Annotated in this window: 20 protein-coding genes; 17 read left to right on the top strand and 3 right to left on the bottom strand. The window is 70.5% G+C overall.

Annotated features, from left to right (window positions below; genetic code table 11):
• Positions 1–19: 19 nt before the first annotated feature.
• Both P1K89_RS21725 and P1K89_RS21720 read left to right on the top strand, forming a co-directional pair.
• On the top strand, positions 20–1,054 hold the full coding sequence (locus tag P1K89_RS21725) for a hypothetical protein (protein ID WP_284618617.1): 1,035 nt from the start codon (positions 20–22) through the stop codon (positions 1,052–1,054).
• 30 nt (positions 1,055–1,084) lie between these two features.
• Positions 1,085–1,642, top strand: a complete 558-nt coding sequence (locus tag P1K89_RS21720) for a dihydrofolate reductase family protein (protein WP_284618616.1) — start codon at positions 1,085–1,087, stop codon at positions 1,640–1,642.
• Positions 1,643–1,730: 88 nt separating this feature from the next.
• Here the strand turns inward: P1K89_RS21720 and P1K89_RS21715 are convergent, their stop codons facing one another.
• The 3 genes from P1K89_RS21715 to P1K89_RS21705 all read right to left on the bottom strand — a co-directional run bounded on the left by P1K89_RS21715 (position 1,731) and on the right by P1K89_RS21705 (position 6,451).
• On the bottom strand, positions 1,731–3,629 hold the full coding sequence (locus tag P1K89_RS21715; protein WP_284618615.1) for an adenylate/guanylate cyclase domain-containing protein: 1,899 nt from the start codon (positions 3,627–3,629) through the stop codon (positions 1,731–1,733).
• Positions 3,630–3,717: 88 nt separating this feature from the next.
• The gene (locus P1K89_RS21710) at positions 3,718–5,403 is read right to left on the bottom strand and encodes a calcium-binding protein (protein ID WP_284618614.1); all 1,686 of its coding nucleotides are present in this window, start codon (positions 5,401–5,403) and stop codon (positions 3,718–3,720) included.
• Between the two features lie 142 nt (positions 5,404–5,545).
• Complete coding sequence (locus tag P1K89_RS21705) at positions 5,546–6,451, bottom strand: bifunctional helix-turn-helix transcriptional regulator/GNAT family N-acetyltransferase (RefSeq protein WP_284618613.1); 906 nt, start codon at positions 6,449–6,451, stop codon at positions 5,546–5,548.
• 288 nt (positions 6,452–6,739) lie between these two features.
• Here P1K89_RS21705 and P1K89_RS21700 point away from each other — a divergent pair, with 288 nt between their 5' ends.
• From P1K89_RS21700 to P1K89_RS21630, 15 genes are all read left to right on the top strand, one after another.
• A complete protein-coding gene (locus P1K89_RS21700; RefSeq protein WP_284618612.1) occupies positions 6,740–8,743 on the top strand; it encodes a proton-conducting transporter transmembrane domain-containing protein in 2,004 nt (667 codons plus the stop codon).
• Positions 8,740–9,672, top strand: coding sequence for a respiratory chain complex I subunit 1 family protein (locus tag P1K89_RS21695; RefSeq protein ID WP_284618611.1), 933 nt, complete (start codon positions 8,740–8,742; stop codon positions 9,670–9,672). The genes P1K89_RS21700 and P1K89_RS21695 overlap by 4 nt, the downstream gene beginning before the upstream one ends.
• The gene (locus P1K89_RS21690; protein ID WP_284618610.1) at positions 9,672–10,283 is read left to right on the top strand and encodes a hypothetical protein; all 612 of its coding nucleotides are present in this window, start codon (positions 9,672–9,674) and stop codon (positions 10,281–10,283) included. The genes P1K89_RS21695 and P1K89_RS21690 overlap by 1 nt, the downstream gene beginning before the upstream one ends.
• The gene (locus P1K89_RS21685) at positions 10,280–11,710 is read left to right on the top strand and encodes a complex I subunit 5 family protein (RefSeq protein ID WP_284618609.1); all 1,431 of its coding nucleotides are present in this window, start codon (positions 10,280–10,282) and stop codon (positions 11,708–11,710) included. Before P1K89_RS21690 ends, P1K89_RS21685 begins: the two co-directional genes overlap by 4 nt.
• On the top strand, positions 11,710–13,209 hold the full coding sequence (locus tag P1K89_RS21680; RefSeq protein ID WP_284618608.1) for a hydrogenase large subunit: 1,500 nt from the start codon (positions 11,710–11,712) through the stop codon (positions 13,207–13,209). Before P1K89_RS21685 ends, P1K89_RS21680 begins: the two co-directional genes overlap by 1 nt.
• An 8-nt stretch (positions 13,210–13,217) precedes the next feature.
• On the top strand, positions 13,218–14,009 hold the full coding sequence (locus tag P1K89_RS21675) for an NADH-quinone oxidoreductase subunit B family protein (RefSeq protein ID WP_284618607.1): 792 nt from the start codon (positions 13,218–13,220) through the stop codon (positions 14,007–14,009).
• 26 nt (positions 14,010–14,035) lie between these two features.
• Positions 14,036–14,791: a fused MFS/spermidine synthase gene (locus P1K89_RS21670; RefSeq protein WP_284618606.1), complete on the top strand. Its 756-nt coding sequence runs from the start codon at positions 14,036–14,038 to the stop codon at positions 14,789–14,791.
• A gap of 83 nt (positions 14,792–14,874) precedes the next feature.
• Entirely contained in the window at positions 14,875–15,102 is a 228-nt protein-coding gene (locus P1K89_RS21665; protein ID WP_284618605.1) for a ribbon-helix-helix protein, read from the top strand.
• Positions 15,103–15,278: 176 nt separating this feature from the next.
• On the top strand, positions 15,279–17,294 hold the full coding sequence (hyfB, locus tag P1K89_RS21660) for a hydrogenase 4 subunit B (RefSeq protein ID WP_439898024.1): 2,016 nt from the start codon (positions 15,279–15,281) through the stop codon (positions 17,292–17,294).
• 4 nt (positions 17,295–17,298) lie between these two features.
• Entirely contained in the window at positions 17,299–18,246 is a 948-nt protein-coding gene (locus P1K89_RS21655; protein ID WP_284618603.1) for a respiratory chain complex I subunit 1 family protein, read from the top strand.
• Positions 18,247–18,257: 11 nt separating this feature from the next.
• A complete protein-coding gene (locus tag P1K89_RS21650) occupies positions 18,258–18,917 on the top strand; it encodes a formate hydrogenlyase (RefSeq protein WP_284618602.1) in 660 nt (219 codons plus the stop codon).
• A 3-nt stretch (positions 18,918–18,920) separates the two neighbouring features.
• Positions 18,921–20,381: a hydrogenase 4 subunit F gene (locus P1K89_RS21645; protein ID WP_284618601.1), complete on the top strand. Its 1,461-nt coding sequence runs from the start codon at positions 18,921–18,923 to the stop codon at positions 20,379–20,381.
• Positions 20,382–20,385: 4 nt separating this feature from the next.
• A complete protein-coding gene (locus P1K89_RS21640) occupies positions 20,386–21,936 on the top strand; it encodes a hydrogenase large subunit (protein ID WP_284618600.1) in 1,551 nt (516 codons plus the stop codon).
• Positions 21,936–22,463, top strand: a complete 528-nt coding sequence (locus P1K89_RS21635) for an NADH-quinone oxidoreductase subunit B family protein (RefSeq protein WP_284618599.1) — start codon at positions 21,936–21,938, stop codon at positions 22,461–22,463. Before P1K89_RS21640 ends, P1K89_RS21635 begins: the two co-directional genes overlap by 1 nt.
• 20 nt (positions 22,464–22,483) lie before the next feature.
• Positions 22,484–23,413, top strand: coding sequence for a LysR family transcriptional regulator (locus P1K89_RS21630; protein WP_284618598.1), 930 nt, complete (start codon positions 22,484–22,486; stop codon positions 23,411–23,413).
• Positions 23,414–23,454: the final 41 nt, after the last annotated feature.

The following is a 23,454-nucleotide window of genomic DNA, read 5'->3' as shown; positions in this document are numbered from 1 at the left end:
ACGCTCACGCCAATCGCTCATGTCGGTGTTCGGAAACCTCTGCCTCGTCGGCACGGCGCTGTGCCTGCTGGGCCTGCTCAACCTGGCCGTTCTGCAGAAGGCGCCCGGCGGCGATGCCGGCGTCGGCCACGCCTGGGCGATCGTCATCCTGTGCGTCGGCCTGCTGATCGTCGCGGGCCTGACGACGCTGGCCGTAGGGCTGCGCGGCGGCTTCGACCGCTTCGGCGACAGCGCGGGCGCGCGGGCCCTGGTGGGCGTGGGCTGGTTCGCGTTGACCGCGCTCGGCTTCTACCTGCTGTCGGACCCCGGCACCTTCCTGCCGAAGGTGGTGCGCGTGGCCGGCAGCTTCGTGCTGCCCGTGCTGGTGCTGGCCTGGGCTGCGGTGCACCTGAACGACGGCCTGGCCCGCGCCTTGCCGGCCGGCGCCGCCACTGCGCTGACCCTCGGCATCATCGCGCTGAGCGGCCTGCCGCTGGTCGGCATGGCGGCGGGCAGCGTCGCCCGGACCGTGGCCGGCATGGCGCAGCGCGGTGAGTTGGACAGCTTCCAGCAGGGCATCGTCCAGCACATCGAAGCGACCGACGTGCAGCAGGGCATCGCCACGCTGCTGGTGCACACGCCCGAGGGGCGCCATCCCATCATCCGCGAGCGCGCGCTGGCCAGGATCAAGTCCCGGGCCGACTGGCAGGACGAGATGGTGCGCCTGCTCAGGAGCGACGCCGCGCCCGAGGTGCTGGGCTTCCTGTCCGCCAACGAGGTGGACAACGCGGCGATGTTCGCCGCGGCCGTGCCCGAGGGTCTGCAGCGGCAGGCCGAGGCGATTCGTCGGCGCATCCGCAACTGCAACCATCCCAGCAACCTGTACGCGGGCATGCTCCATACCGAGGTCCGCCTGGCACTGGAGGTGGCCGGCGCCTATCAGGCCAAAGGCGCGGACGTCCGGCCGGCCGTGCAGGAGATGAAGCGCGCATTCGACGAACCCACGCCCTACCCCAGGCCGGCTTTCGCAGCCGTCGACCTGATCGACCGCTGGCTGGCGAAGCAGGGCCGCTAGTCCACCGTCAGTCCGGCCTAGACTCGCCGCATGGGACGCCTGATCTTCAGCATCAATGTCACCCTGGACGGCTGCCTCGACCACCAGGAAGGCATCGCCGACGACGAGACACACGCCTTCTTCACCGGCCTCCTGGACGACGCCGGGGCGATGCTGTGGGGCCGCGTCACCTACGAGATGATGGAGAGCTACTGGCCGGCGGTCGCCCGCGGCGACGAGGTGGCCCCGCCGGCGATGCGCGAGTGGGCGCTCAAGCTGGAGGCCAAGCCGAAGTACGTGGTGTCGTCGACGCGAAAGGACTTTCCGTGGACCAACAGCCACCACGTCGCCGGCGACCTGCGCACGGGCGTGCAGCGGCTCAAGGACGCGACCCCGGCCGGCGTGCTGCTCGGCAGCGGCAAGCTCGCGACCGAGCTGGATCGGCTCGATCTGATCGACGAGTACAAGGTGCTCGTCCACCCCCGGATCGCCGGCCACGGCCCGACCCTGTACCAGAGCGGGCTGCCCAGCACGCGACGGCTGGAACTGGTCTCGGCGAAGCCGCTGCGCAACGGCGCGGTCGCCATGCACTACCTGCGCGCGCGCTGATTCGGAGTCACGCGCCGCAGCGGCGCGCCGCGGGTCATCAGGAGTCTGCGAGAGGGCGACCGGTGAGCAAGCGCGATGCGCGATGTGATCACCGCTCCGGAATCCCCGCCTTCCGCAGCCCGCTTTCCAGATGCTCGCGCACCTGCTGCAGGAACAGCGGCGCGTCGGAGAGCCGGCGGTAGAAGTTGTTCTCGATCGTCAGGCCGGGGCGTTGCTTCAGCAGCTCCGCGCGGGCCAGCGCCGTTCTCGCCGCGTCCCCCTGGTGCGCGTAGATCGCGGTCAGCAGCATCTGGTCCTCGTACCAGCGCACGCGGGCCGCCGCGCGTTCGCAGTCCGGCGCGGCCTCGTCATGGCGGCCCATCAGCAGGCGCGTCGCGCACAGCGAGCGCAGCATGAAGGGATCGCCGGGCGGGTCGACGGCGATCGCCTGCAGGTAGCCGGCCTCCGCCTCGGCCTGCCGGCCGACACCGCTGTGCAGGTTGGCCTGCATGGCGATGTAGTTGGGCTTGTAGGGCGCCAGCGTGATGGCCCGCTCGATCGCGGCGAACGCCTCGCCCCAGCGGAACAGGTACGACAGCGCCACCGCGCGGGCCATCCAGGCCTCGTCGTCGAGGGGATCGACCGCGATGGCGCGGGCCGTGGCCGCCTCGAAGGCCGCCAGGGCCGCGGTGTCGCGCACGTCGGCCGAGTTGCATTCACGCTCGAGCGTCCAGGCGCGCTGCACGAGGGCGGGCATGAAGGTCGGGTCGATCTGCAGCGCCTTGTCGTAGTGCACGCGCGCCGCGCGCCAGCCGGCGTTCTCGTCGTTGGACCAGGCGGACGATGCCAGCGCCATCTGCACCGCGACGGGATGCGCGGACGCTTGCCCGGCCTCGCGCTCGAACGCCAACGCGGAGATGGCGTTGCGCGCGCGGTGGGCCAGGCGCTTCGCCATCAGCGCCTTCTGCTGTGACGTGGGCGGGGAGCCCGTCTCGAAGTCGCGGGCCCAGATCTGCGTGCCGCCGCGGGTCTCGACCAGGCGCACCGTGATGCCCACCTTGTCGCCCAGCGCACGGATGTCGGCCTCGACGAGGTAGCGAACGTCCAGTTCGCGGCCCACCTGCTTCGCGTCGATGACGCGTCCCCGGTACGCCTGCACCCGGCCGGGCGCGGTCACGCTGACCCACTTCCACTGCGAGAGCGCCGTCGTCGTCGATTGCGTCAGCGCGTCGGCCCAGGCGCCGTCCGTCGCGCCGCCGTCGGCGACGAAGGGCAGGACCGCGACGGTGATCGGCCAGAACGAGGCCTGGGCAGGCTCCTGCGTGCGCCACTGCCATGTGCCGAGCGCGCCGGCCGCCAGCACCAGCGCCAGCACGGCCCCGATCAACGCGGCCAACGCGAACGGGCGCCGCCGAAGCAAGCCCGCGGACCGTCGCCAGCGCCGCCCCGGCGCCTGCGGCGACTCGACGTTCGCCGCCTGGCGCAGGCCGTACACGTGCACGGGCTCGGCGATGTTCTTGACCGCCTGCGTCCCCATGTCCTCGAAGCCCACGCCGGCTCGCCCGCCCACCGCGCCGCGCACCGCCTCGGACACCGCCACGCCGCCCGGCGTGGCCAGCGCCTGCAGCCGCGCGGCGATGTTGACGCCGTCGCCGTACACGCTGCCGTCGGCCTTCTCGATCAGCTCGCCCAGGTGCACGCCCACGCGGAAGTGCAGGCGCCGGTCCGGACGCTCGCCGGTGGCGCGCGATTCGATCGCCTGCTGGGCCGCGAGCGCGGCGGCGATGGCCGCGCTGGCGGTGTCGAACACCGCCAGCACCGAATCGCCGGCCATGTCGACGACGCGGCCGCGATGGGCCTCCACGGCTTCCCGGAACGCCGCTCGCGCGGCGTCGAGAGCGGTCACGGTGGCCGCCTCGTCCAGCGCCATCAGCCGCGAGAACCCCGCGGCGTCGGCCGCGAGGATCCCCGCCAGGCGTCGATGTTGATCCAGCTCCGGAACGGCCACCGCATCTCCCTGCCGGTTGCGGTGCCGACATCGTAGCGAGGTCGCCGGGCGCCCCCAAGGGGCAGGGCGCGGGCGGATCGGCGCGCCTTCAGCCGGCGAAGTCGGTGCCGATCAGGGTCACCATCGTGCCGGACTCGATGCCCGCGCCGAAGACCGAGGCCGGCACGTCGTTGAACACCGCGATGTACTCCCAGCCGGAGGCGGCGGTGTTCGCGGCCAGCCAGGTGTCGTCGCCCGACTGGAACACCAGCAGGTAGTCCTCCAGGTCGATCGGCGCCACGCCGTCGGCAAAGAAGCCGCGGCTGAAGACCAGCTGGTCGTGGTACGGATTGAAGCCATTGACGGTGTCGAAACCGGTGTGCCCTGCGAGCCAGCGCAGGTCCTGGTCGCCCACCACCAGGTTGATGGTGTCGTTGCCGGCACCGCCGATCAGCACGTCATTGCCGCTGGCCTGCAGCACGTCGTTGCCCGCGCCGCCGTCGATCGTGTCGTTGCCGTTGCCGCCGTTCAGCGTGTCGTTGCCGGCGTCGCCGAAGAGCTGGTCGTTGCCGTCGCTGCCGTAGAGCGCGTCGTTGCCGTCGCCGCCGCGCAGCACGTCGGCACCGTCGCCGCCGATCAGCACGTCGTCGCCGCCCTGGCCGTGCAGCGTGTCGTTGCCGCCCTCGCCATCCAGGGTGTCGTTGCCGTCGGCCCCGTAGGCGTAGTCGTTGCCGCCGCCCAGGTCGGCGTTGTTGGCGGCGTTGTTGCCCAGGAACGAATCGCCGCCATTGCCGAGGCGGAACACCTCCAGGTTCTGGAAGGTATCGGTGCTGGAAGGGCCGATCACCATGCCGCCGCCGCTGCCGTTGAAGACGACGGTGGTGCCCCACATGCCGCTGAAGTCCCCGGTGTCGGTGCCCGCGCCGCCGTCGATGATGTCGTTGTCCGGGCCGCCGACGATCGTGTCGTTGCCGCCCATGCCGTTGAGGATGTCGGGCCCGGCGCCGCCGTCGAGCGTCTCGTTGGCATTGCCGCCGACGATGACGTCATGGCCATCGCCGCCATAGGCCTCGCCGTCCTCGCCGATGAAGAGCGTGTCGTCGCCGTCGTTGCCGTACAGCTTGTTGAAGCCGTCCTGGCCGTACAGCCAGTCGTTCTGGTCGCCGCCGTAGAGGTCGTCGTTGCCGCTGCCGCCCTCGATCAGGTCCTGGCCGGTGCCGCCGAACAGGTCGTCGTTGCCGTCGTCGCCGCGGACCGTGTCGTTGCCGGCGTCGCCGCGGATGACGTCGTTGCCGGCACCGCCGTGCAGCGTGTCGTTGCCGCCGCGCCCGTCGATCTCGTCGTTGCCGTCCATGCCGGTGAGGAAGTTGGCCGCGGCCGACCCCATGAGGATGTCGGGCTGCGCGGTGCCGTAGATGTCCTCGATGCTCACCAGGTAGTCGACGCGGGAGGACCACTGATTGGTGTCCGTGGAATAGCCGATCGCATACGCGCGGCCGAACGACGGGTCGTAGGCCAGGTCGACCACCATGCCGGCGTTGGACTGCGAATAGAACACCGTGTCGACGCCGGATCCGCCGTCGAAGAGGTCGGCGCCGCCGTGGTCGTGGTTGGCGCCGAGTCCGTTCTCCGCCATGAACGAATCGTTGCCGCCATGGCCGTAGAGGTAGGTGTTGTGGAAGAAGCTGCCGGTCACGCCCGGCTCCGTGACGAGGTTGCTCTGATCGACGAGGATGTCGTCGCCTGCGCCGCCGTGAACAACGGCGGTGTAGGAATTGGGGGCTGGCACGCTCATGGGATGTCCTCTGAAGGGTTGCAAGGTGGGGGGTCGCACTGCCTGATCGCCGGTGCGCGCCGGGCCCGGTGGGCCTGCGGCGCTGTGCCGACGAAGCAGTTGCAGTGTTCCGAAGCCCCAGGCCGTTGGCCTTCAGCGCGGCTTAAGACTTGTTAAAAGCGCGGCCCGCCGCCGGCAGACGCTTCTCGAAGAAGACGTCGGGGTAGGGGTCGTCGTTGAAGCGCGGAATCTCGGTCCAGCCCGAGGTCCGATAGAGCGCGACGGCTTCCGACAGTGCGCTGTTGGTATCCAGGCGCAGCACGCCGATGCCCAGCTGGCGCGCGATGTCCTCGATCGCGGCCATCAGGCGGCGCGCCAGCCCCAGCCCCCGCGCGGCTGGCGCCACCCACAGCCGCTTCACCTCCGCCACCGCGCCGCCATCGCCCTTCAGGCCCACGCAGCCCACCGGGAGTCCGTCCGACCAGGCGAGCAGGAACGTGCCGCGCGGGCGCACCATGTCCGCGGCATCCGGATCGCGCGAAAGCGCGACGTCGAAGCCGGAGGCGAAGCGCTGGTCGAGCTCCCGGTAGTAGGCCCGCAGGCAGGCACGGGCCGGTTCGCTCGTCGCGTCGGTTTCCTCGATGACCGTGCGGGCGCGCTGCAATGCACAGGCGATCACGTCCATCGCGGCCAGCAGCTTCTGCGGATCGGGATGCTGGGCCAGCATCGCGCCCGCCTGATCGTCGGACAGCTTCTCGTAGGCCCGGAACTCCCGCTGGCCTGCGCGCGTCAGGCGCGCCACCCGGCGTCGCGCATCGTCCGGATGTGCGACGGTCTCGACCAGGCCTTCTTCCTCCAGGCCGCGCAGCAGCCGGCTGGCCAGGCCCGAGTCGAGGCCCAGCGACTCGCGCAGGCGGGCCACGTCGGTGATGCCCCGCCCGATCGAGTTCAGCACGCGCGCGGCGCCGAGAGGCCGGCCCCGGCCGAGGAACGACGTGTCGAGTGCACCCACCTCGACCGTGACCGCCCGGTTGAAGCGGCGTACCCGTGCAACGGCGTCCGGATCCATATAGCTGACTTTAGTCAGGCAAATTGGGGGCGTCAACACCGGTGCGCTCGCTTGCTCGTGCGCCTGCGCAGAAACCAGCCGGGCGATGCGCCAGACAGCCGCACCGCCGGACCGATGGTGTGCAGTCCGTCGCCTGCATGGCATGTCTATAGCATTAACATAGTAGTATCATGCAACACACCTTGGATGACACCGGCCCGCCGTGACCCCGACCGCTCGCCACCGGCCTCTGCGCATCGGGCGCCCGCTCGGCCGGTGCGCTGACCAGGACCGGCGCGGGGGTTGACCGTGACCGCGCTGCTGGCGACCCAATGGGTGCTGCTGCTGGGGGCGGCAGCCTGCCTGCTGCCGCTGCGCAATGCCCACCGGGCCGCCATCGGCATCACCACGCAGGCGCTCGCCACGGTGCTGGTCTGGATGGCTGTCGCGCCGGTGCTGATGGGCGGCGCGCCCCTGGTGGCCGACCTGCCGTGGGCCCATCCCGTGGGCACGCTGCGCATCCGGATGGATGGCCTGGGCGCGTTCTTCCTCGCCTGGTCGGTGCCGATGACGCTGCTGGGCAGCGTCTACGCCGCCGGCTACCTGAAGCCCCATTTCGATACGCAGCGGCATGTCGGCGTGCACTACGCGCTGCTGAACATGACGTCGCTGTCCTTCGTGCTGGTCTACAGCGCCGACCACGCGCTCGTCTTCCTGCTCGGCTGGGAAATCGCGGCGCTGGCGGCCTGGCTGCTCGTGATCTGGGACTACTCGAACCAGAAGGTGCGCTTCGCCGGCTTCAACTACCTGGTGTCCACGCACATCGGGCTGATCTTCCTGGTCGCCGCGTTCATGATCCTGTACACGCACTCGGCGTCGTGGGAGCTCGGCAGCTTCGGCCAGTGGCTGCGCGATCAACCCGGCTCCGAGCGCAACCTCGTCTTCCTGCTGCTGCTGACCAGCTTCGCGCTCAAGTCGGCCTTCTTCCCGTTCCACTCGTGGCTGCCGCGCGCGCATGCCGCTGCGCCGGCCCATGTCTCGGCGCTGATGTCCGGCGTGATCCACAAGGCCGGCCTCTACGCCCTCGTGCGCTTCCTGCTGCTGATGGGGCGGCCGGACGAGTGGATGGGCTGGTTCCTGCTGGGCTTCGGCGCGTTGTCGGCCGTCATCGGCGCGCTCTACACCGTCGGCCAGCGTGACCTGAAGCGGCTGCTGGGCTACTCCTCCACCGAGAACGTCGGCATCGCCGCCATGGGCCTGGGGGTCGGCTGCCTGGGCCTCGCCTGGCAGCAGCCGATGCTGGTGGCCCTGGGCTTCGCGGGCGCGCTGATGCACGTGCTCAACCACGCCTTCTTCAAGTGCCAGCTCTTCTACGCGGCCGGGGCGGTCTACCAGGCCGCGCACGGCGTGGACATCGAGAAACTCGGCGGCCTGGCCCGGCTGATGCCGTGGACGGCGATCAGCTTCCTGGTCGGCGGCATCGCGATCTGCGCGCTGCCCCCCTTCAACGGATTCACCAGCGAGTTCCTCATCTACTCGGGCCTGTACACCGACCAGCCGGTACCGGTGCGGGCCAAGGTGGCGCTGGCGGCAGCGGGCGCGTTGCTGGCTTTTGTCGGCGCCGTGTCCGCGCTGAGCATCACGCGCGCCTTCGGCGTGGTCTTCCTCGGTGCGCCGCGCGACGAGTGCGCGACGCACGCCACGGAGGTCGGCTGGTGGATGCGCGTGCCGCTGCTGCTGCACGGCCTGGGCGTGGCCGTGCTCGGGCTCGTGCCGATGCTGGGGCTGGCGCTGGTGCAGCCGACCGCGGCGCTGGCGCTGGCCGGGCTTCCCGCGGCCACGGGCCACGAGCTGGCCGAGGTGGGCACGACGCTGGGCCGCATCGGCGCGCTCTCGGGCCTGCTGGTGCTGGCCATCGTCGCACTCTGGTGGCTGCGGCGCGCGGTCGCGCGCAGCGCGAGCGCATCGCACGTCACCTGGGGCTGCGGCTACACGGCGGTCGGTCCGCGCATGCAGACCACCGGCGCCGGCTTCTCGTGGGACTTCGCGAGCCGTTTCCGCGCGCTGATGGTGCTGCTGTACCGCCGCAAGGGGCCGCAGGCCTACTTCCCGAACGATGCCTACGTCATCACCGACTGCGTCGATGCCGTCGAGCGGCGCCTGTATTCGGTGATCGGCCATGGCGACACTTCCGCCGGCGAGCTGTCGCGCAAGCTGCGCGAGGACGACCCTCGGCTGGCCTTCGCCGCCGGCCTGATCGCGCTGGTGGTCATCGCCGGGTTGATCGTGATCTCCGGCGGGGCGCTGAGTTGAAGCCCTTGCTGATCGCCGTGCACGTGCTGCTGGTGCTGGTCATGCCGATCGTGATGGTCGGGCTGGTCAACCGCACCAAGTCCTGGTGGGGCGGCCGCCGCGGGCCGCGCATCACCCAATCGGCCTGGGACCTGCTGCGCCTGCTGCGCAAGCGGCCGGTGGTCAGCGAGGTCACCACGCCATTGTTCAAGGCCGGCGCGTGGGTGGTGCTGGCCGCGTCGCTGCTGGCCGCGATGATGGCGCCTGTGCTGGGGTCCGTCGCGCCGCTGCAGTTCGGCCGCGATTTCATCGTCTTCGCCTACACGCTGGGCCTGGCGCGCATGGTCCTGATGCTCTCGGCCATGGACACCGGCAGCTCCTTCGAGGGCATGGGCAGCGCGCGCGAGGCGTCCTTCACCGCCTTCATCGAGCCGGCGCTGTTCCTGCTCATCGGAACGGCCGGCGTGCTCACCGGCCAATCGAGCTTCGCCGACCTGGTCGGCCACTTCGGCCGCATCGGTCACCACGACGGCGCGGCGTGGCTGGCCGTGCCGATGGTCGCCGTGCTGTTCGTGCTGCTGCAGGCCGAGGCCGCACGCGTGCCGGTCGACGACCCGCTCACGCACCTGGAGCTGACCATGGTCCACGAGGTGATGGTGCTCGACCACAGCGGCCCGGAGCTGGCGGCCATGCAGTACGCCGCGGCGGTGAAGATGTCGATGTATGCGGGCCTGATCGCCACGCTGCTCAATCCCTTCGATGCCTGGCGCGAGCCGTTGCCGGCGATGGTCGCCGCCGTCGCCTTGATGGCGGTGGTGGCCGTGGCGGTGGGCTGTGTCGAATCGCTGGTGGCGCGCCTGCGCATGAAGCGGGTGCCGCGCTACCTGCTGCTGGCCACGGCAATCTCGGCCGCCGCGCTGCTGGCCAGCGGCTGGATCGCGAGGCCGTGATGACGCTGCCGATCACGCTGTTCCTGATCGCCGTGGTGGTGCCGGTGTTCTTCGGCCGCATCCGCACGGCGCCGGCCTGGCTGCTGGTGCAGGCGGTGGCGCTGGGCTGGGCCGGTTTCGTCCAGCATCCGCAGCTGTCGGGGCACGCCGTGGCGGCGCTGGCCGAAGTGATCGTCGTGCGGGCGCTCGTCGCGCCATGGCTGCTGGGCCGCGCGATCCGGGCGCGCGGCGAGCCCGACCTCGACCTGATGCCGTCCAACCTGTTCGCCTGGGCCGTGGCCATCGCGCTCATCGTGCTGGCCTTCCAGTTCGGTGCCCCGGCCGCCGACGACCGCCACGCGATGACCCTGGGCGCCGTCGCCGCCACGGTGGCGGTGGCGCTGCTGCTGCTGTCCACCAACGCCGCGTCGCCGGCGCAACTGGTGGCGCTGCTGACGATGGAGAACGCGCTCGGCCTGTTCGAGACCCTGCTGCCCGAGCCCTGGCCGCTGCCGGTGCATGCGGCGCTGGGGCTCATCTACTTCGGCACGGTCGGCGTGGGCGCCTGGCTGATCGGCACGCCGGACGAGGCGAGGGTGGCCCCGCTCCCGCCCGAGGGGGAGCGCGCATGACGATGCCAGCCGCCGCCGCGACCGAGTCGCTGCGCCGGGGCTTGCCGGGCGCCTGGGCCGGCCCGGCGCTGGTCATCGTGGCGCTGGCCTTTCTGGTCGGCTGGTCCGTCACCTACGCGCGGCTCACGCTGGCCGGGCTGCCGCTGGTCTTCGCGCAGCGCTTCCTCGTGCTCGACGCCACGTCGATGCTGTTCCTGCTGGTGGTCAACGCCGTGTTCCTCGGCATCAGCGTCTACATGTCCTCGCGGGCCAGCACCTCGCGCGTGCTGGCCGCGAACATGCTGCCGCGCAGCGCGCTCACGCTGGCCTTCATGGTGGCGATGAACCTGGGCCTGATGGCCAACCACCTGCTGTTGCTGTGGGCCTTCATCGAGCTGACCACCTTGTGCCTGGCGCCGCTGGTGGCCCAGGGCGACGCGCTGGCACCGCGGCGCGTGGCCTGGCACTACCTGCTGTACTCCAGCATGTCGCTCGCGCTGACCTTCCTGGGCCTGCTGTGCCTCGCGCGTTCGGCCCAGCTGCAGGGCATCGAAATGAGCTTCATGCTCGACGAGATGGCCGCCACCGTCTCGTCGAAGGGCGACGGCTGGCAGCGCCTGGGCCTGGCGCTGATGCTGTTCGGCCTGGGCGGCAAGCTCGGCCTGGCGCCGCTGTATGCCTGGCTGCCCGAGACCTACGAGGCCGCGCCCACCAGCACCAGCGCGCTGCTGGCGGCCATCCAGTTCAACATCAGCATCGTCGCGGTGCTGCGCATCCTGCAGGTCTTCCGCGGGCAGGACACCGGCTTCGTGCTGCACGAGCTCTTGATCCTCGGCTGCCTGACGCTGACCGTGGCCGCGATCCAGGTGATGGCCGCGCGCAACTACAAGCGGCTGATCGCCTACGCCTGCATGGCCTCGTCGGGCGTGATCGCCATCGGCCTGTCGGTGGGCCGCGCGGCGGCCTACGGCGTGCTGCTCTACGTCGTCAGCAATGCCTTCGTGAAGAGCCTGCTGTTCCTCACGGCAGGCCGCATGCGCGCGGTCTACCGCACCAACGAGACCGCGCCGCTGGCCGGCGTGGTCCGCGTGCTGCCGTTCTCCGGCGTGCTGTTCGCGGTGGGCACCTTCGCGCTGCTGGGCTTTCCGCCCTTCGGCAGCTTCCTGGCCGAGATGCTGATCCTCTCGGGCATCGTGCAGGCGGGCAACCTGATCGCCTTCACGCTGATGTGCACGATGCTGACGATCATCTTCGTGGCCACCGGCCGAGCCATCTTCCCGATGTTGTGGAATCCGCCCGAGCAGCACCGCCCGCCGGTGCGCGAAACCTGGGTGACGGCGCTGCCCAAGCTGGGATTCGTCACTGCGCTGGTGCTGCTGGGCGTCTACACGCCGGCGCCGATCAGCGACCTGCTGGCGCAGGTGGCGCAATCGATCGGGGGGCACTGATGGCCGACCTGCACCCGCCCGTCCCGCCCGCCCCGTGCGTCGCGCTGCGCCTGACGGCGGAACTCGCGCCGACGTCGCTCGACGCCTGGGCCGCACAGTGCGAGCAGGCGCTGGCCGCCGGCGCGCGCATGCTCACGCTGTTCGGGCGGCGCGAGGGCGACGATGTGGTCGTCACCGCGGTGCTGCTGCCGGCTTCCGGCGCGATGCACATCCTGCGCGGGCGCGGGCCGGCGGCGACGGGCTACCCGGCCCTGACCGCACGCTTCCCGTCGGTGCAGATGCTCGAGCGCGAGCTGTGGGAGCAGACCGGCGTCGTGCCGCACGGCCACCCCTGGCTCAAACCGGTGCGCTTCGAGGGCGAGCGTCAGCGCCGCATGCACGAGTACCCGTTCTTCAGCGTGCGGGGCCAGGAGGTGCACGAGGTCGGTGTCGGCCCGATCCATGCCGGCGTGATCGAGCCCGGTCACTTCCGCTTCATGTGCCACGGCGAGACCGTGCACCACCTGGAGATCCAGCTCGGCTACCAGCATCGCGGCGTCGAAGCCCTGATGCTCGCGCGCCCGCCGCTGACGATGGCGACGCTGGCGGAAACCATTGCCGGCGACAGCAGCATCGCCCACGCGTGGGCCTATTGCGCGGCGGTCGAGGCGCTGGGCGGCGTGCAGCTGCCGTTCGAGGTGGATCGCGTGCGGGGCGTCGCGCTGGAACTCGAACGCATCGCCATGCACCTGGTGGCGCTGGCCGGCCTGGCGACCGACATCGCCTTCCTACAGGGCGGCGCCACCTACGGCCGCCTTCGCACCGCCATCATCAACGCCACGATGCGCGTGTGCGGCAGCCGTTTCGGCCGCGGCTGGCTGCGCCCCGGCGGCGTGCGCTTCGGCATCACGCCCGGGCTGCGCGCGGACCTGCTGAAGACCTTGTCCGGGTTCAGTCGCGACTTCAACGAAGTCAACGCGCTGATGCTCGCCGCGCGATCGGTGCGCGCGCGCTTCCAGGCGGTGGGCACGGTGAGCCACCAAGCCGCCGCCGACATCGGCCTGGCCGGTGTCGCCGCGCGCGCCAGCGGTGTGCCCTTCGACACGCGCAGCCGCCTGCCGGGCCGCCTGCATGACGCCCATCCGGTCGAGACCCTGATCGAAACCGCCGGCGACTGCTGGGCCCGGCTGGTGCTGCGCATGCGCGAGGTCGGCGAATCGCTGCGCTGGCTGGAATCGCTGCTGGGTGCGCCGGACCTGCCGCTCGACGCGCCGGCGCTGCAGCCGCCGGGGGCCCTGTACCCCGACACCCTGTGCGTCTGCGTGCGCGAGGGCTTCCGCGGCCCGGTGGTGCACGCCTACGAAACCGGCCCCGACGGCCGGCTGCTGCACGTCAAGCTGCAGGACCCTTCGCTGCTGAACTGGTTCGGGCTCGCGCTGGCGGTGCGCGACAACGAGATCTCCGACTTCCCGATCTGCAACAAGAGCTTCGACCTCTCGTACTGCGGAAACGACCTGTAGGCCACGCCATGTTCAAGTCGATCGCCGTTCGCCGCGCCCAGGGCAGCCAGTTCATCCCGGACCCGCGCCGCGCCGCGCCGCAAGGCTTTCGTGGCCGGCCGGTGGTCGGCGAGGGCGCTTGCGGCACCGGCTGCAGCGCCTGCGTGGATTCCTGCCCGACCCGCGCCATCGCCCTGAAGCTGACCACTGCCGCGCCGACCCCTGCCGCGCCGACCACCGCGGCGCTCACCGTCGACCTCGGCCGCTGCATCCAGTGCGGCGACTGCGCGAGCGCCTGCCCCACCGGCAAGCTCGGCTACAGCAACGACGTCCGGCTCGCCGCCACCGACCTGGCGGGGCTGGTGATCGGCGTGGACCGCCCGACGCCCGATCCGGTGCGGGTCTCGGCCGAGTTGAAGCAGCGCTTCGGCCGCTCGCTCAAGCTGCGCTCGGTGTCGGCCGGTGGCTGCAATGCCTGCGAGCTGGAAGTCAACGCGCTCACCAACGTCAACTTCGACATCGGCCGCTATGGCATCGACATCGTCGCCTCGCCGCGCCATGCCGATGGCCTGGTGCTCACCGGCCCGATCAGCCGGAACATGGCCGATGCCCTGCAGCTGTGCTGGGACGGCATGCCCGAGCCCAAGCTGGTGATCGCCGTGGGCGCCTGCGCGATCTCGGGCAGCCCGTTCGACGGCTCCGAGGCGCTGGACCGATCCTTCCTCGATCGCATCAAGCCCACGCTGTACGTGCCCGGGTGCCCGGCGCACCCGCTGACCTTCCTGTGCGGCCTCCTGGACCTGCTGGGCATCCCGTCCTGATCGCTGCATCCTTCCCGCCTCGAGCCATGCCAGAAACCATCGACCCCGCGCAGCACGTCCGGCCCTTCGTCTACGAAACGCTGACGCGCAAGGCGCTGCACTTCTCGATCTGCGAGACCCAGAGCCGCATGGACCTGCGCGATCCGCATGCGCTCGACCTCGAGTACACGCGCACGATGATGGCGTTCCTGCTGCTGGTGCCGCAGCCCCGGCGCATCGCGATGATCGGCCTCGGCGGTGGGTCGCTGGCGAAGTTCTGCCACCGCTACCTGCCGGACACGCAGATCCACGTGGTCGAGATCAATCCGCATGTGATCGCGCTGCGCGACGAGTTCCACGTGCCGCCGGACGACGCGCGCTTCCGGGTCATCGCGGGCGATGGTGCGCACTACGTGCGCTACCGCGCGACGCGAAGCGACGTGCTGATGGTCGACGGCTTCGACAGCAACGGGCTACCGGACGCACTGTGCTCCCAGCGCTTCTACGACAACGCCTACGAGATGCTGCAACCCGGCGGGGTGATGGTGGTCAACCTGCACTTCGGCCATCGCGACCACCCGCGCCACGTCGAGCGCATCCGCCGCAGCTTCCATGGCGCGATCCTGGTGGTCGACGACGGCGAATGCAGCAACAGCATCGTCTTCGCCTGCAAGGGCCCCGCGCTGGCGCGATTCAGCGCGGGCGTCGTGCGCCCGCCCAGGGGCCTGGCCCGCGAAGCCGTCAAGCCCTTGCTCGCCTCCTTCGCGCTGTTCAGATCGGCCTGGAAGGATCAGTACGCATGAGCGGCGCGACGCCGCTTCCCGCACGAAACCCCTGAGAGTACGATGTGCATCCGAACAACATTCAATTGGCATACCGAGGATCTATGGAGCTGAAGACCGCGCGCTTGACGCTGCTCATCGATCCCAACAAGAAGGCTGCCTTCGAGCGCCTTTGCGCGCAGCAGGACCTGACGCCGTCCCAGGTCGTGCGCCGCTTGATACGCGATTACCTGGCGCACCACGGCGTGGCCTACCAGCCCAGCGGCACCGGTGACGACGACGAAGAGGCCTCCGCACCCGCCAGACGAGGGCCGCGTCCGCGCAAGGCCTGAGAGGCTGAGAGTCTTTCGATCATGCCCGCTCATCACGCCAGAAGACGCCTGCTCGTCGTTGCAAATGCTCGCCATAGCCCGGGCTATGGCTGCGCTTTGCGCCTAGATCAGACGCCTTCTGGCGCGCTGCTCGGGCACGCTCGAAAAACTCTCAGCCTCTGAACCCCGTGGCGCACCTGGTGGCACCGGCCGAATGGCTGGCCATCGACTGGCTGATGGCAGTCGGCCTCGGCTGGCTGGTCGTGGGAGCCGCTGGTGTGCTGATGCTGCATCGCCTGGCCCTGGTGGCCCATGTGCTGTTTCCCATCGGCGGCGTGCTCGCGCTGGCACTGGCGGGCGTGGCCGCGGTTGCGCTGACGGGCTCGCCGCAGACGGCGGTGCTGCCCATCGGCCTGCCGAGCCTGCCGCTGCACCTGCGGCTCGACAGCCTGGCGGCCTACTTCCTGCTCGTCATCGGCGCGGCGTCGGCCGGCATCTCGTTCTTCGCCGCCGGCTACTTCCGCAAGGGGGAAGGCACGCCGCCGGGCCTGTTGTGCCTGGAGTACCACGTCTTCCTCGCCAGCATGCTGGGCGTGGTGCTGGCCGACGATGCCTATGGCTTCATGGTGATGTGGGAGACGATGGCGCTGTCCTCGTACTTCCTGGTGACCGCGAACCACCGCGTGCCCGAGGTGCGCAGCGCAGGCTACCTGTACATCACGATGGCCAGGGTCGGCGCCATCGCCATCCTGCTGTGCTTCGGCGTGCTGCAGGCCAATACCGGCGACTACACCTTCGCCAACATGCGCGCGCAGGCGCTGACGCCGTTCTGGGCCTCGGTGGGTTTCCTGCTGGCCCTGTTCGGCTTCGGCGCCAAGGCCGGCATCCTGCCGCTGCACGTGTGGCTGCCCGAGGCCCATCCGGCCGCGCCGTCGCCGGTCTCGGCGCTGATGAGTGGCGTGATGCTCAACACCGCGATCTACGGGATGCTGCGCGTGGCGATGGACCTGCTCGAGCTGCGGCTGTGGTGGTGGGGTGCGCTGCTGCTGGCCGCCGGCCTGGCGACGGCGCTGTACGGCGTGATCTTCGCCGCCGTGCAGACCGACATGAAGCGCCTGCTGGCGTACTCGTCGATCGAGAACATGGGCCTGCTGTTCGTCGGCATGGGGCTCACGCTCATCTTCTCGGGCTACGGCATGGCGCCGATGGCCGCACTGTCGCTCACCGCCACGCTGTACCACGTGGCCAGCCATGCCTTCTTCAAGAGCCTGCTCTTCCTGGGCACCGGCAGCGTGCTGCACGCCACCGCCGAGCGCAGCCTGGGCCGGCTGGGCGGCCTGATTCGCACCATGCCCTGGGTGGGCTGGTTCACGCTGCTGGGCGTGCTGGCCAGCGCCGGCCTGCCGCCGCTGGGCGGCTTCGTGTCGGAGTGGCTGCTGCTGCAGAGCTTCCTGTTCACGCCGGGCCTGCCGGTGCCGCTGCTGACCATGCTGATTCCGGTGGTGGCCGCGCTGATCGCGCTGGTGGCTGCGCTGGCCGGCTACACGATGGTCAAGTTCTTCGGCGTGATCTTCCTGGGTCAGCCCCGGGAGGAGAAGCTGGCGACCGCGCACGACGCGGGCCTGCGCGAGCGCCTGGGCATGGGCTGGCTGGTCGCCGGCTGCCTGCTGCTCGGCCTGCTGCCGGTGCAGTTCATCGCGCTGATCGATCCGGTGACGCGCCAGCTCGCCGGCGCGGGGCTCGCCGAGCGCGTCGCGGCCAGCGGCTGGCTGCTGGCGCCCACCAGCCTCGAGCAAGCGAGTTATGGGCCGGTCATCTTCCTGCTCGGCATCCTCGGCAGCTTCGCGCTCGCCTTCCTGCTGGTGCGCTGGCTCTACCACGGCCGCCTGCGCCGCGGCATCGCCTGGGCCTGCGGCTTCCCGTGGGGCACGCCGCGCATGCAGGACACGGCCGAAGGCTTCGGCCAGCCGATCCGGCAGATCTTCGAGCCCTTCTTCCAGATGACGCGCGAGCTGCCGACGCCCTTCGACGAGCAACCGCGCTACAAGGTGGTCGTCGAGGACCACTTCTGGCGCTGGATGTACATGCCGATCGCCGATCTGGCCGGCACGCTGGCGCGCCTGATCGGCCTGATGCAGCAGGGCCGCATCTCGGTGTACCTGCTCTACAGCTTCCTCACGCTGGCGGCCACGCTGGTGGTGGTGATGCGGTGACGCGATGAACTGGGCCGGCGCGCTGTCGCAACTGCTCGAGATCGTGCTGGCGATCCTGCTCGCGCCGGTGCTCACGGGCTGGGTCAACCAGTGGCGCGCCTGGCTGCAGAACCGCTCGGCCCCGAGCCTGTGGCTGCCCTACCGGCAACTGCACAAGCTCTTCGTCAAGGAATCGGTCATCGCGGACAACGCCTCGCGCCTGTTCCGCGCGGCCCCCTACATCGTCTTCGGCTGCATGGTGCTGGCCTGCGCCATCATCCCGACGCTGTCCACCGACCTGCCGCTCGCGCCGGCCGCCGATGCGATCGCCCTGGTCGGGTTGTTCGCGCTGGCACGGGTGTTCATCTCGCTGGCGGCGATGGACGTCGGCACCTCGTTCGGCACGCTCGGCGCGCGGCGCGAGATGCTGATCGGCTTCCTGGCCGAGCCGGCGCTGCTGATGGTGCTGTTCTCGGCATCGCTGATCTCCAAGTCGACGTCGCTCACCACCATCGTCGAGACGCTGGCGCACCGCGAGTTCGCGATCTATCCCGGCCTGGCCTTCGCCGGCATTGCCTTCACGATGGTGTCGCTCGCGGAGAACGCGCGCGTGCCGGTGGACAACCCGGCCACGCACCTCGAGCTGACGATGATCCACGAGGCGCTGATCCTCGAGTACTCGGGGCGCCACCTGGCGCTGATCGAGTGGGCGGCCAGCCTGAAGCTGTTTGCCTACTCCTGCATCGGGCTCGCGCTGTTCTTCCCCTGGGGCGTCGCCGAGGCGCAGGCGCCGCTGGCCATGCTGCTGGCCATGCCGGCACTGGTATTCAAGCTGGCCATCGGCGGCTTCCTGCTCGCATTGCTCGAGGCGCTGTCGGCCAAGATGCGCATCTTCCGCGTGCCGGAATTCCTGGCGGCCGCCTTCCTGCTGGCGGTGATCGGCATGCTCGTCCACCTCCTGCTGGCGCGCTGAGGCGGGATGCGATGAACGCCCTGCTCACCCAGTTCGTCAACCTGCTCGGCGCGCTGCTGCTGATCCTGGCCTTCGCGATGATCGCGCAGCGTCGCATCCTGTCGCTGATCCGCCTGTTCACCATGCAGGGCGCGACGCTGGTGCTGGCCACAGCCGTGGTGGGTTACGTCACGCACCAGCCGCACCTGTACCTGTCGGCGGGCATCACGTTGGCGCTCAAGGTGCTGCTGATCCCCTGGCTGCTGCACCGCGTGGTCAAGCGCCTGGACATCCGCTGGGAGCTGGAAAGCCTGATCAACATCCCGACGACGATGCTGATCGGCATCCTGGTGGTCATCTTCGCGTTCAACCTCGCGCTGCCGATCTCGCGGCTGTCCAGCACGCTGGCCAGCGGCACGCTGGGCATCGCGCTGGCCTGCGTGCTGCTGTCGTTCCTGATGATGATCACCCGCGCCAAGGCCGTGCCGCAGGTGATCGGCTTCCTGTCGATGGAGAACGGCCTGTTCTTCGCCGCCACCTCCGCCACCTACGGCATGCCGATGGTCGTGGAACTGGGCATCGCGCTGGACGTGCTGATCGGCGTGCTGATCCTGGGCGTGTTCATGTTCCAGATCCGCGAGCAGTTCGACAGCCTGGACATCCGGCACCTCGAGAAGCTCAAGGAAGACTGACCCATGCTGGCCCTGGCATTCCTGTTGGCCGTGCCCCTGCTGGGCGGCATCGTGCTCGGGCTGGTCGGACACCGGGATCGCGCGCGCGACGTCAATGTCGCGTTCAGCGCCGGCACCTTCGTGTGCGCCTGCGTCTTGACGGCCGACGTGATCGCCGAAGGGCCGATGCTGGTGTGGGACCAGCACTTCTACATCGACGCGCTCAATGTCTTCCTGGTCACGCTCACCGCGTTCGTCGGGCTGACCACGTCGATCTTCTCGCGGCCCTACATGCGCGTGGAGCGCGACCACGGCAAGATGACACCGCCGCGGCTGCGCCTGTACCACAGCATGTACCAGCTGTTCAGCTTCACGATGCTGCTGGCGCTGACCACCAACAACCTCGGCATCGTCTGGGTGGCGATGGAGGCGGCGACCTTGAGCACGGTGCTGCTGGTCAGCGTCTACCGCACCGCCGCCAGCCTGGAGGCCGCCTGGAAGTACTTCATCCTCTGCGGTGTCGGCATCGCGCAGGCCCTGTTCGGCACCGTGCTGCTGTACATGGCGGCCGAGAAGGTGATCGGGGCCGAAGGCGGCGCGCTGCTGTGGACCAACCTCGACGCGGTGAAGGCCCGGCTCGATCCCAACATCATCACGCTGGCCTGGGCCTTCCTGTTCATCGGCTACGGCACCAAGGTCGGCCTGGTGCCGGTGCACAACTGGCTGCCCGACGCGCATGCCGAGGGCCCGACGCCGGTGTCGGCGGTGCTGTCCGGCCTGCTGCTGAACGTGGCGCTGTACGCCGTGCTGCGCTGCAAGGTGCTGACCGACGGCGCACTCGGCGGCAGCGCGCTCACCGGTGCGCTGATGATGGGCTTCGGCCTGGTGTCGGTGGTGGCCGCGGTGTTCTTCATCATCCGCCAGCGCGACGTGAAGCGTATGTTCGCGTACTCGTCGATCGAGCACATGGGCTTGATGACCTTCGCCTTCGGCATGGGCGGCCCGATCGCCAGCTTCGCCGGGCTGCTGCACATGACGGTGCACTCGCTGATCAAGTCGGCCATCTTCTTCGCCGTCGGCCACGCGACACAGAAGGCCGGCTCGCAGGTGATGGACGAGATCCGCGGGCTGATCCGCGTCAGCCCGACGGTCGGCTGGGGCCTGATGCTGGGTGCGCTGGCGATCCTGGGCATGCCGCCCTTCGGCGTCTTCGCGAGCGAGTTCCTGATCGTCACCACGGCGATGCGCGACCATCCCTGGGCCACGCCCTTCCTGCTGATCGCGCTGGGCCTGGCCTTCGCGTCGGTCTTCAGCCGTGTGCAGCCGATGGTGTTCGGCGAGACCACGCTTCAGCCGCTGGCGCACCCGCCGGCGCTGATCCCGGTGTTCGTGCACCTCGGCCTCGGGCTGATGCTGGGCCTGTATATCCCGCCCTACCTCGACGGCTGGTACCGGCAGGCGGCCGCCATGCTGGGGGGAGGCTGACACGATGCCGATCACCAACCTGGGCCCGAACGCCACGCGCCTGGCCGCGCCGATGGCCACCTGGCACGCGTGGGTGGATCGCGCGGCGTGGTCCGCCACCGCGGGCAAGGTGGCCGCGGCGGGCGGACGCCTCGTCGCGCTGTGGGGCATCAACGATTCCGGGTCCTCGCACAGTCCCGCATCCGTCAGCGCGGCGCTGGCCGGCGACTTCGGCCTGTTGTGGGTGGAGCTCGCGCTGGCTGACGGTTCGTCCTACCCGGACCTCACGCCCAGCTTCCCCTGCGCTTCGCGCATGCAACGCGCCGTGGCCGACCTGAACGGGTTTGCCGCCGAGGGCGCCCGGGACCACCGCCCCTGGCTCGATCACGGGCTGTGGTGCGACGGGCCGCCGTTGGCAGGCGATGCCGCGCCACGCGGGGCCGACGCCGCCACGCTGCCATCGAACTATGCCTTCGTGCGCGTCGAGGGCGATGGCGTGCACGAGATCCCGGTCGGGCCGGTGCATGCCGGCATCATCGAGCCCGGGCACTTCCGCTTCTCGGTCGTCGGCGAGAAGGTGCTGCGGCTGGAGCAGCGCCTGGGCTACACGCACAAGGGCATCGAGCGGCGCTTCACCTCCTTGCCGGCGCTCGACGGCCACCGGCTCGCCGGGCGCGTCAGCGGCGACTCGACCGTGGCCTTCGCCTGGGCCTACTGCATGGCGCTGGAGTCCGCCGCCGGCGTCGCGGTGCCCGAGCGTGCCGCGTGGCTGCGCGCGCTGCTGCTCGAACGCGAGCGTGTGGCCAACCACCTCGGCGACCTCGGCGCCCTGGGCAACGACGCCGCGCTGGCGTTCGGCCTCGCCCAGTTCTCGCGGCTGCGCGAGGACTGGCAGCGCCTGTCGAGGGCCTTGTTCGGCCACCGTCTGATGATGGACGCCGTCGTCCCGGGGGGTGTCGCCGTGGACATCGGCCCGGCGGACGCCGACCGCCTGCGTGCCCAGTGCGAGGCCATCGAGCGCGAGGTGCATACGCTGCGTGGCATCTACGACGAACACGCCGGCCTGCAGGACCGCTTCATGACCACCGGCCGCGTGCCGCGCGAACTCGCGCTGCGCCTGGGGCTGACCGGCCTGGCGGCACGCGCCAGCGGCGTCGCGTTGGATCTGCGTGTCGACCAGGCCTTCGACCCCTACCGTCGCGTCGATGCGCGGCCGAGCCTGCACACCGGCGGCGACGTGGCCGCGCGCGTGGCCGTGCGCTTCGATGAGGTCTTCGAGTCGCTGCGCCTGATCGGCCGCCTCAGCGAGGGCCTGCCCGTCGGCCCGGTGAAGCGCGACGTGCCGCTGCCGGCCGGCGACGGTGCCCGCGGCCTGGGCTGGGTGGAAGGCTGGCGCGGCGAGGTGGTGGTGGCGCTCGAACTCGGTGCGGGCGGGCGCATCATCCGCTGCCATCCGCACGACCCCTCCTGGCAGAACTGGCCGGTGCTGGAGCATGCGGTGATCGGCAACATCGTTCCGGACTTCCCGCTGATCAACAAGTCCTTCAACCTCAGCTATTCGGGGCACGATCTCTGATGTGGCGGATCCTGCGACAGATCGCCCGCACCGGCATCGTCAGCGAGCCGGCGCCGCCGGTGGACGACACGCTGCGGCGGGAGGCGGGCCGCATCCAGGACGAGATCCTCGCGACCCTCGGGCAGGCGCTGACGATACGCGAGGTGGACGCGGGCTCGTGCAATGGCTGCGAGCTCGAGATCCACGCGCTCAACAACCCCTACTACAACCTCGAAGGGCTGGGCATCCGGTTCGTGGCGAGCCCGCGCCACGCCGACATGCTGCTGGTGACGGGGCCCGTCTCGCGCCACATGGCCGAAGCGCTGCGACGCACCTACGAGGCCACGCCGGAGCCCAGGCTCGTCGTCGCGGTCGGCGACTGCGGCTGCTCGGGGGGCCTCTTCGGCGAGAGCTACGCGAGCTGCGGACGGGTCGCGGACGTGATTCCCGTGGATGTCGAAGTCCCCGGCTGCCCGCCGCCGCCGATCGAGATCCTGCGCGGCATCCTCACCGCGGTGAAACGCGACGCCGGAGCGCCGCGCCGCTGAGCGTGCGCCGCCGCGAAGCCATGGAACTGCGTCAGCTGCGCTATTTCGTCCGGGTCGTCGAGCTCGGCAGCATGGGCCGCGCCGCGCTGGATCTCGGTCTCGGAACGCCCGCGCTGAGCCAGCAGATCAGCCGTCTCGAGGGCGAGCTGTCGACGCGGCTGCTGCAGCGCACCGCGCGTGGCGTGCTGCCGACCGATGCGGGCCTGGCCTTCTTCGGCCAGGCGCAGCTCGCGATCCGCCATGCCGACGCTGCGGGCCAGGCGGCGCGGCAGGCCCGGCTCGCAGGGCACGTCAGCATCGGCCTCGCGCCGTCGACCTCCGGCGTGCTCGCGCTGCCGCTGATGGAGGCGATGCGCGCGCGTTATCCGGACGTTCGTCTGCGCCTCGTCGAGAGCCTGTCGGGCAACCTGGCGGCCCTGCTGAACGCGCGGCAGCTCGACCTGGCCGTGCTGTTCGAGACGGATTCCGCCGCCCGGCGCTGGAGCGTCCTGCCGCTGCTCGACGAGCGGCTCTTCGTCATCGGCCGGCGCGACCTGCCAGGCATGCCCACCGGCCGCAGCGTGCGCGTCAAGCGGCTGGCCGGCCTGCCGCTCGTGCTGCCGAGCGGGACGCACGGGCTGCGCGCCATTGTTGATGCCGCCTTCGCACGCGCGCGCTGCGAGCCCCGCGTCGTGCTCGAGGTCGATGGCCTGGCGGTGCTGATGGATGCGGTACGCGCCGGGCTGGCGGCGACCATCCAGCCCGGCGCCGCGACGGTGCGCCTGCCGGCCGACGAGATGGCGCGCATCGAGCTGGTGGAACGCGGTGCGCGACGGCGCAACCTGCTGGCCAGCCTCTCCGACGACGAGCTGTCGCCGGCCGCGCTCGCGGCACGCGTGGTGATTCGCAGCGTGGCCGGCGAGCTGGTCGCGCAGCGGCGCTGGCCCGGCGCGACCCTTCACGAACCCTGAACACCGCTTGCGCGGCGGCCGTCTACCGGCCCGGCGCGGCT

Source organism: Aquabacterium humicola, from assembly GCF_030167915.1.
GTDB lineage: Bacteria > Pseudomonadota > Gammaproteobacteria > Burkholderiales > Burkholderiaceae_C > Pseudaquabacterium > Pseudaquabacterium humicola.
This window is presented reverse-complemented; position numbering and strand designations above follow the sequence as displayed.

Bases quoted from the DNA above. Each gene is read 5' to 3' on its own strand.
- P1K89_RS21725 (WP_284618617.1), top strand. From the start codon at position 20: ATGTCGGTGTTCGGAAACCTCTGCCTCGTCGGCACGGCGCTGTGCCTG.
- P1K89_RS21720 (WP_284618616.1), top strand. From the start codon at position 1,085: ATGGGACGCCTGATCTTCAGCATCAATGTCACCCTGGACGGCTGCCTC.
- P1K89_RS21710 (WP_284618614.1), bottom strand. From the start codon at position 5,403: ATGAGCGTGCCAGCCCCCAATTCCTACACCGCCGTTGTTCACGGCGGC.
- P1K89_RS21705 (WP_284618613.1), bottom strand. From the start codon at position 6,451: ATGGATCCGGACGCCGTTGCACGGGTACGCCGCTTCAACCGGGCGGTC.
- P1K89_RS21690 (WP_284618610.1), top strand. From the start codon at position 9,672: ATGACGCTGCCGATCACGCTGTTCCTGATCGCCGTGGTGGTGCCGGTG.
- P1K89_RS21685 (WP_284618609.1), top strand. From the start codon at position 10,280: ATGACGATGCCAGCCGCCGCCGCGACCGAGTCGCTGCGCCGGGGCTTG.
- P1K89_RS21680 (WP_284618608.1), top strand. From the start codon at position 11,710: ATGGCCGACCTGCACCCGCCCGTCCCGCCCGCCCCGTGCGTCGCGCTG.
- P1K89_RS21675 (WP_284618607.1), top strand. From the start codon at position 13,218: ATGTTCAAGTCGATCGCCGTTCGCCGCGCCCAGGGCAGCCAGTTCATC.
- P1K89_RS21670 (WP_284618606.1), top strand. From the start codon at position 14,036: ATGCCAGAAACCATCGACCCCGCGCAGCACGTCCGGCCCTTCGTCTAC.
- P1K89_RS21665 (WP_284618605.1), top strand. From the start codon at position 14,875: ATGGAGCTGAAGACCGCGCGCTTGACGCTGCTCATCGATCCCAACAAG.
- P1K89_RS21655 (WP_284618603.1), top strand. From the start codon at position 17,299: ATGAACTGGGCCGGCGCGCTGTCGCAACTGCTCGAGATCGTGCTGGCG.
- P1K89_RS21650 (WP_284618602.1), top strand. From the start codon at position 18,258: ATGAACGCCCTGCTCACCCAGTTCGTCAACCTGCTCGGCGCGCTGCTG.
- P1K89_RS21645 (WP_284618601.1), top strand. From the start codon at position 18,921: ATGCTGGCCCTGGCATTCCTGTTGGCCGTGCCCCTGCTGGGCGGCATC.
- P1K89_RS21640 (WP_284618600.1), top strand. From the start codon at position 20,386: ATGCCGATCACCAACCTGGGCCCGAACGCCACGCGCCTGGCCGCGCCG.
- P1K89_RS21635 (WP_284618599.1), top strand. From the start codon at position 21,936: ATGTGGCGGATCCTGCGACAGATCGCCCGCACCGGCATCGTCAGCGAG.
- P1K89_RS21630 (WP_284618598.1), top strand. From the start codon at position 22,484: ATGGAACTGCGTCAGCTGCGCTATTTCGTCCGGGTCGTCGAGCTCGGC.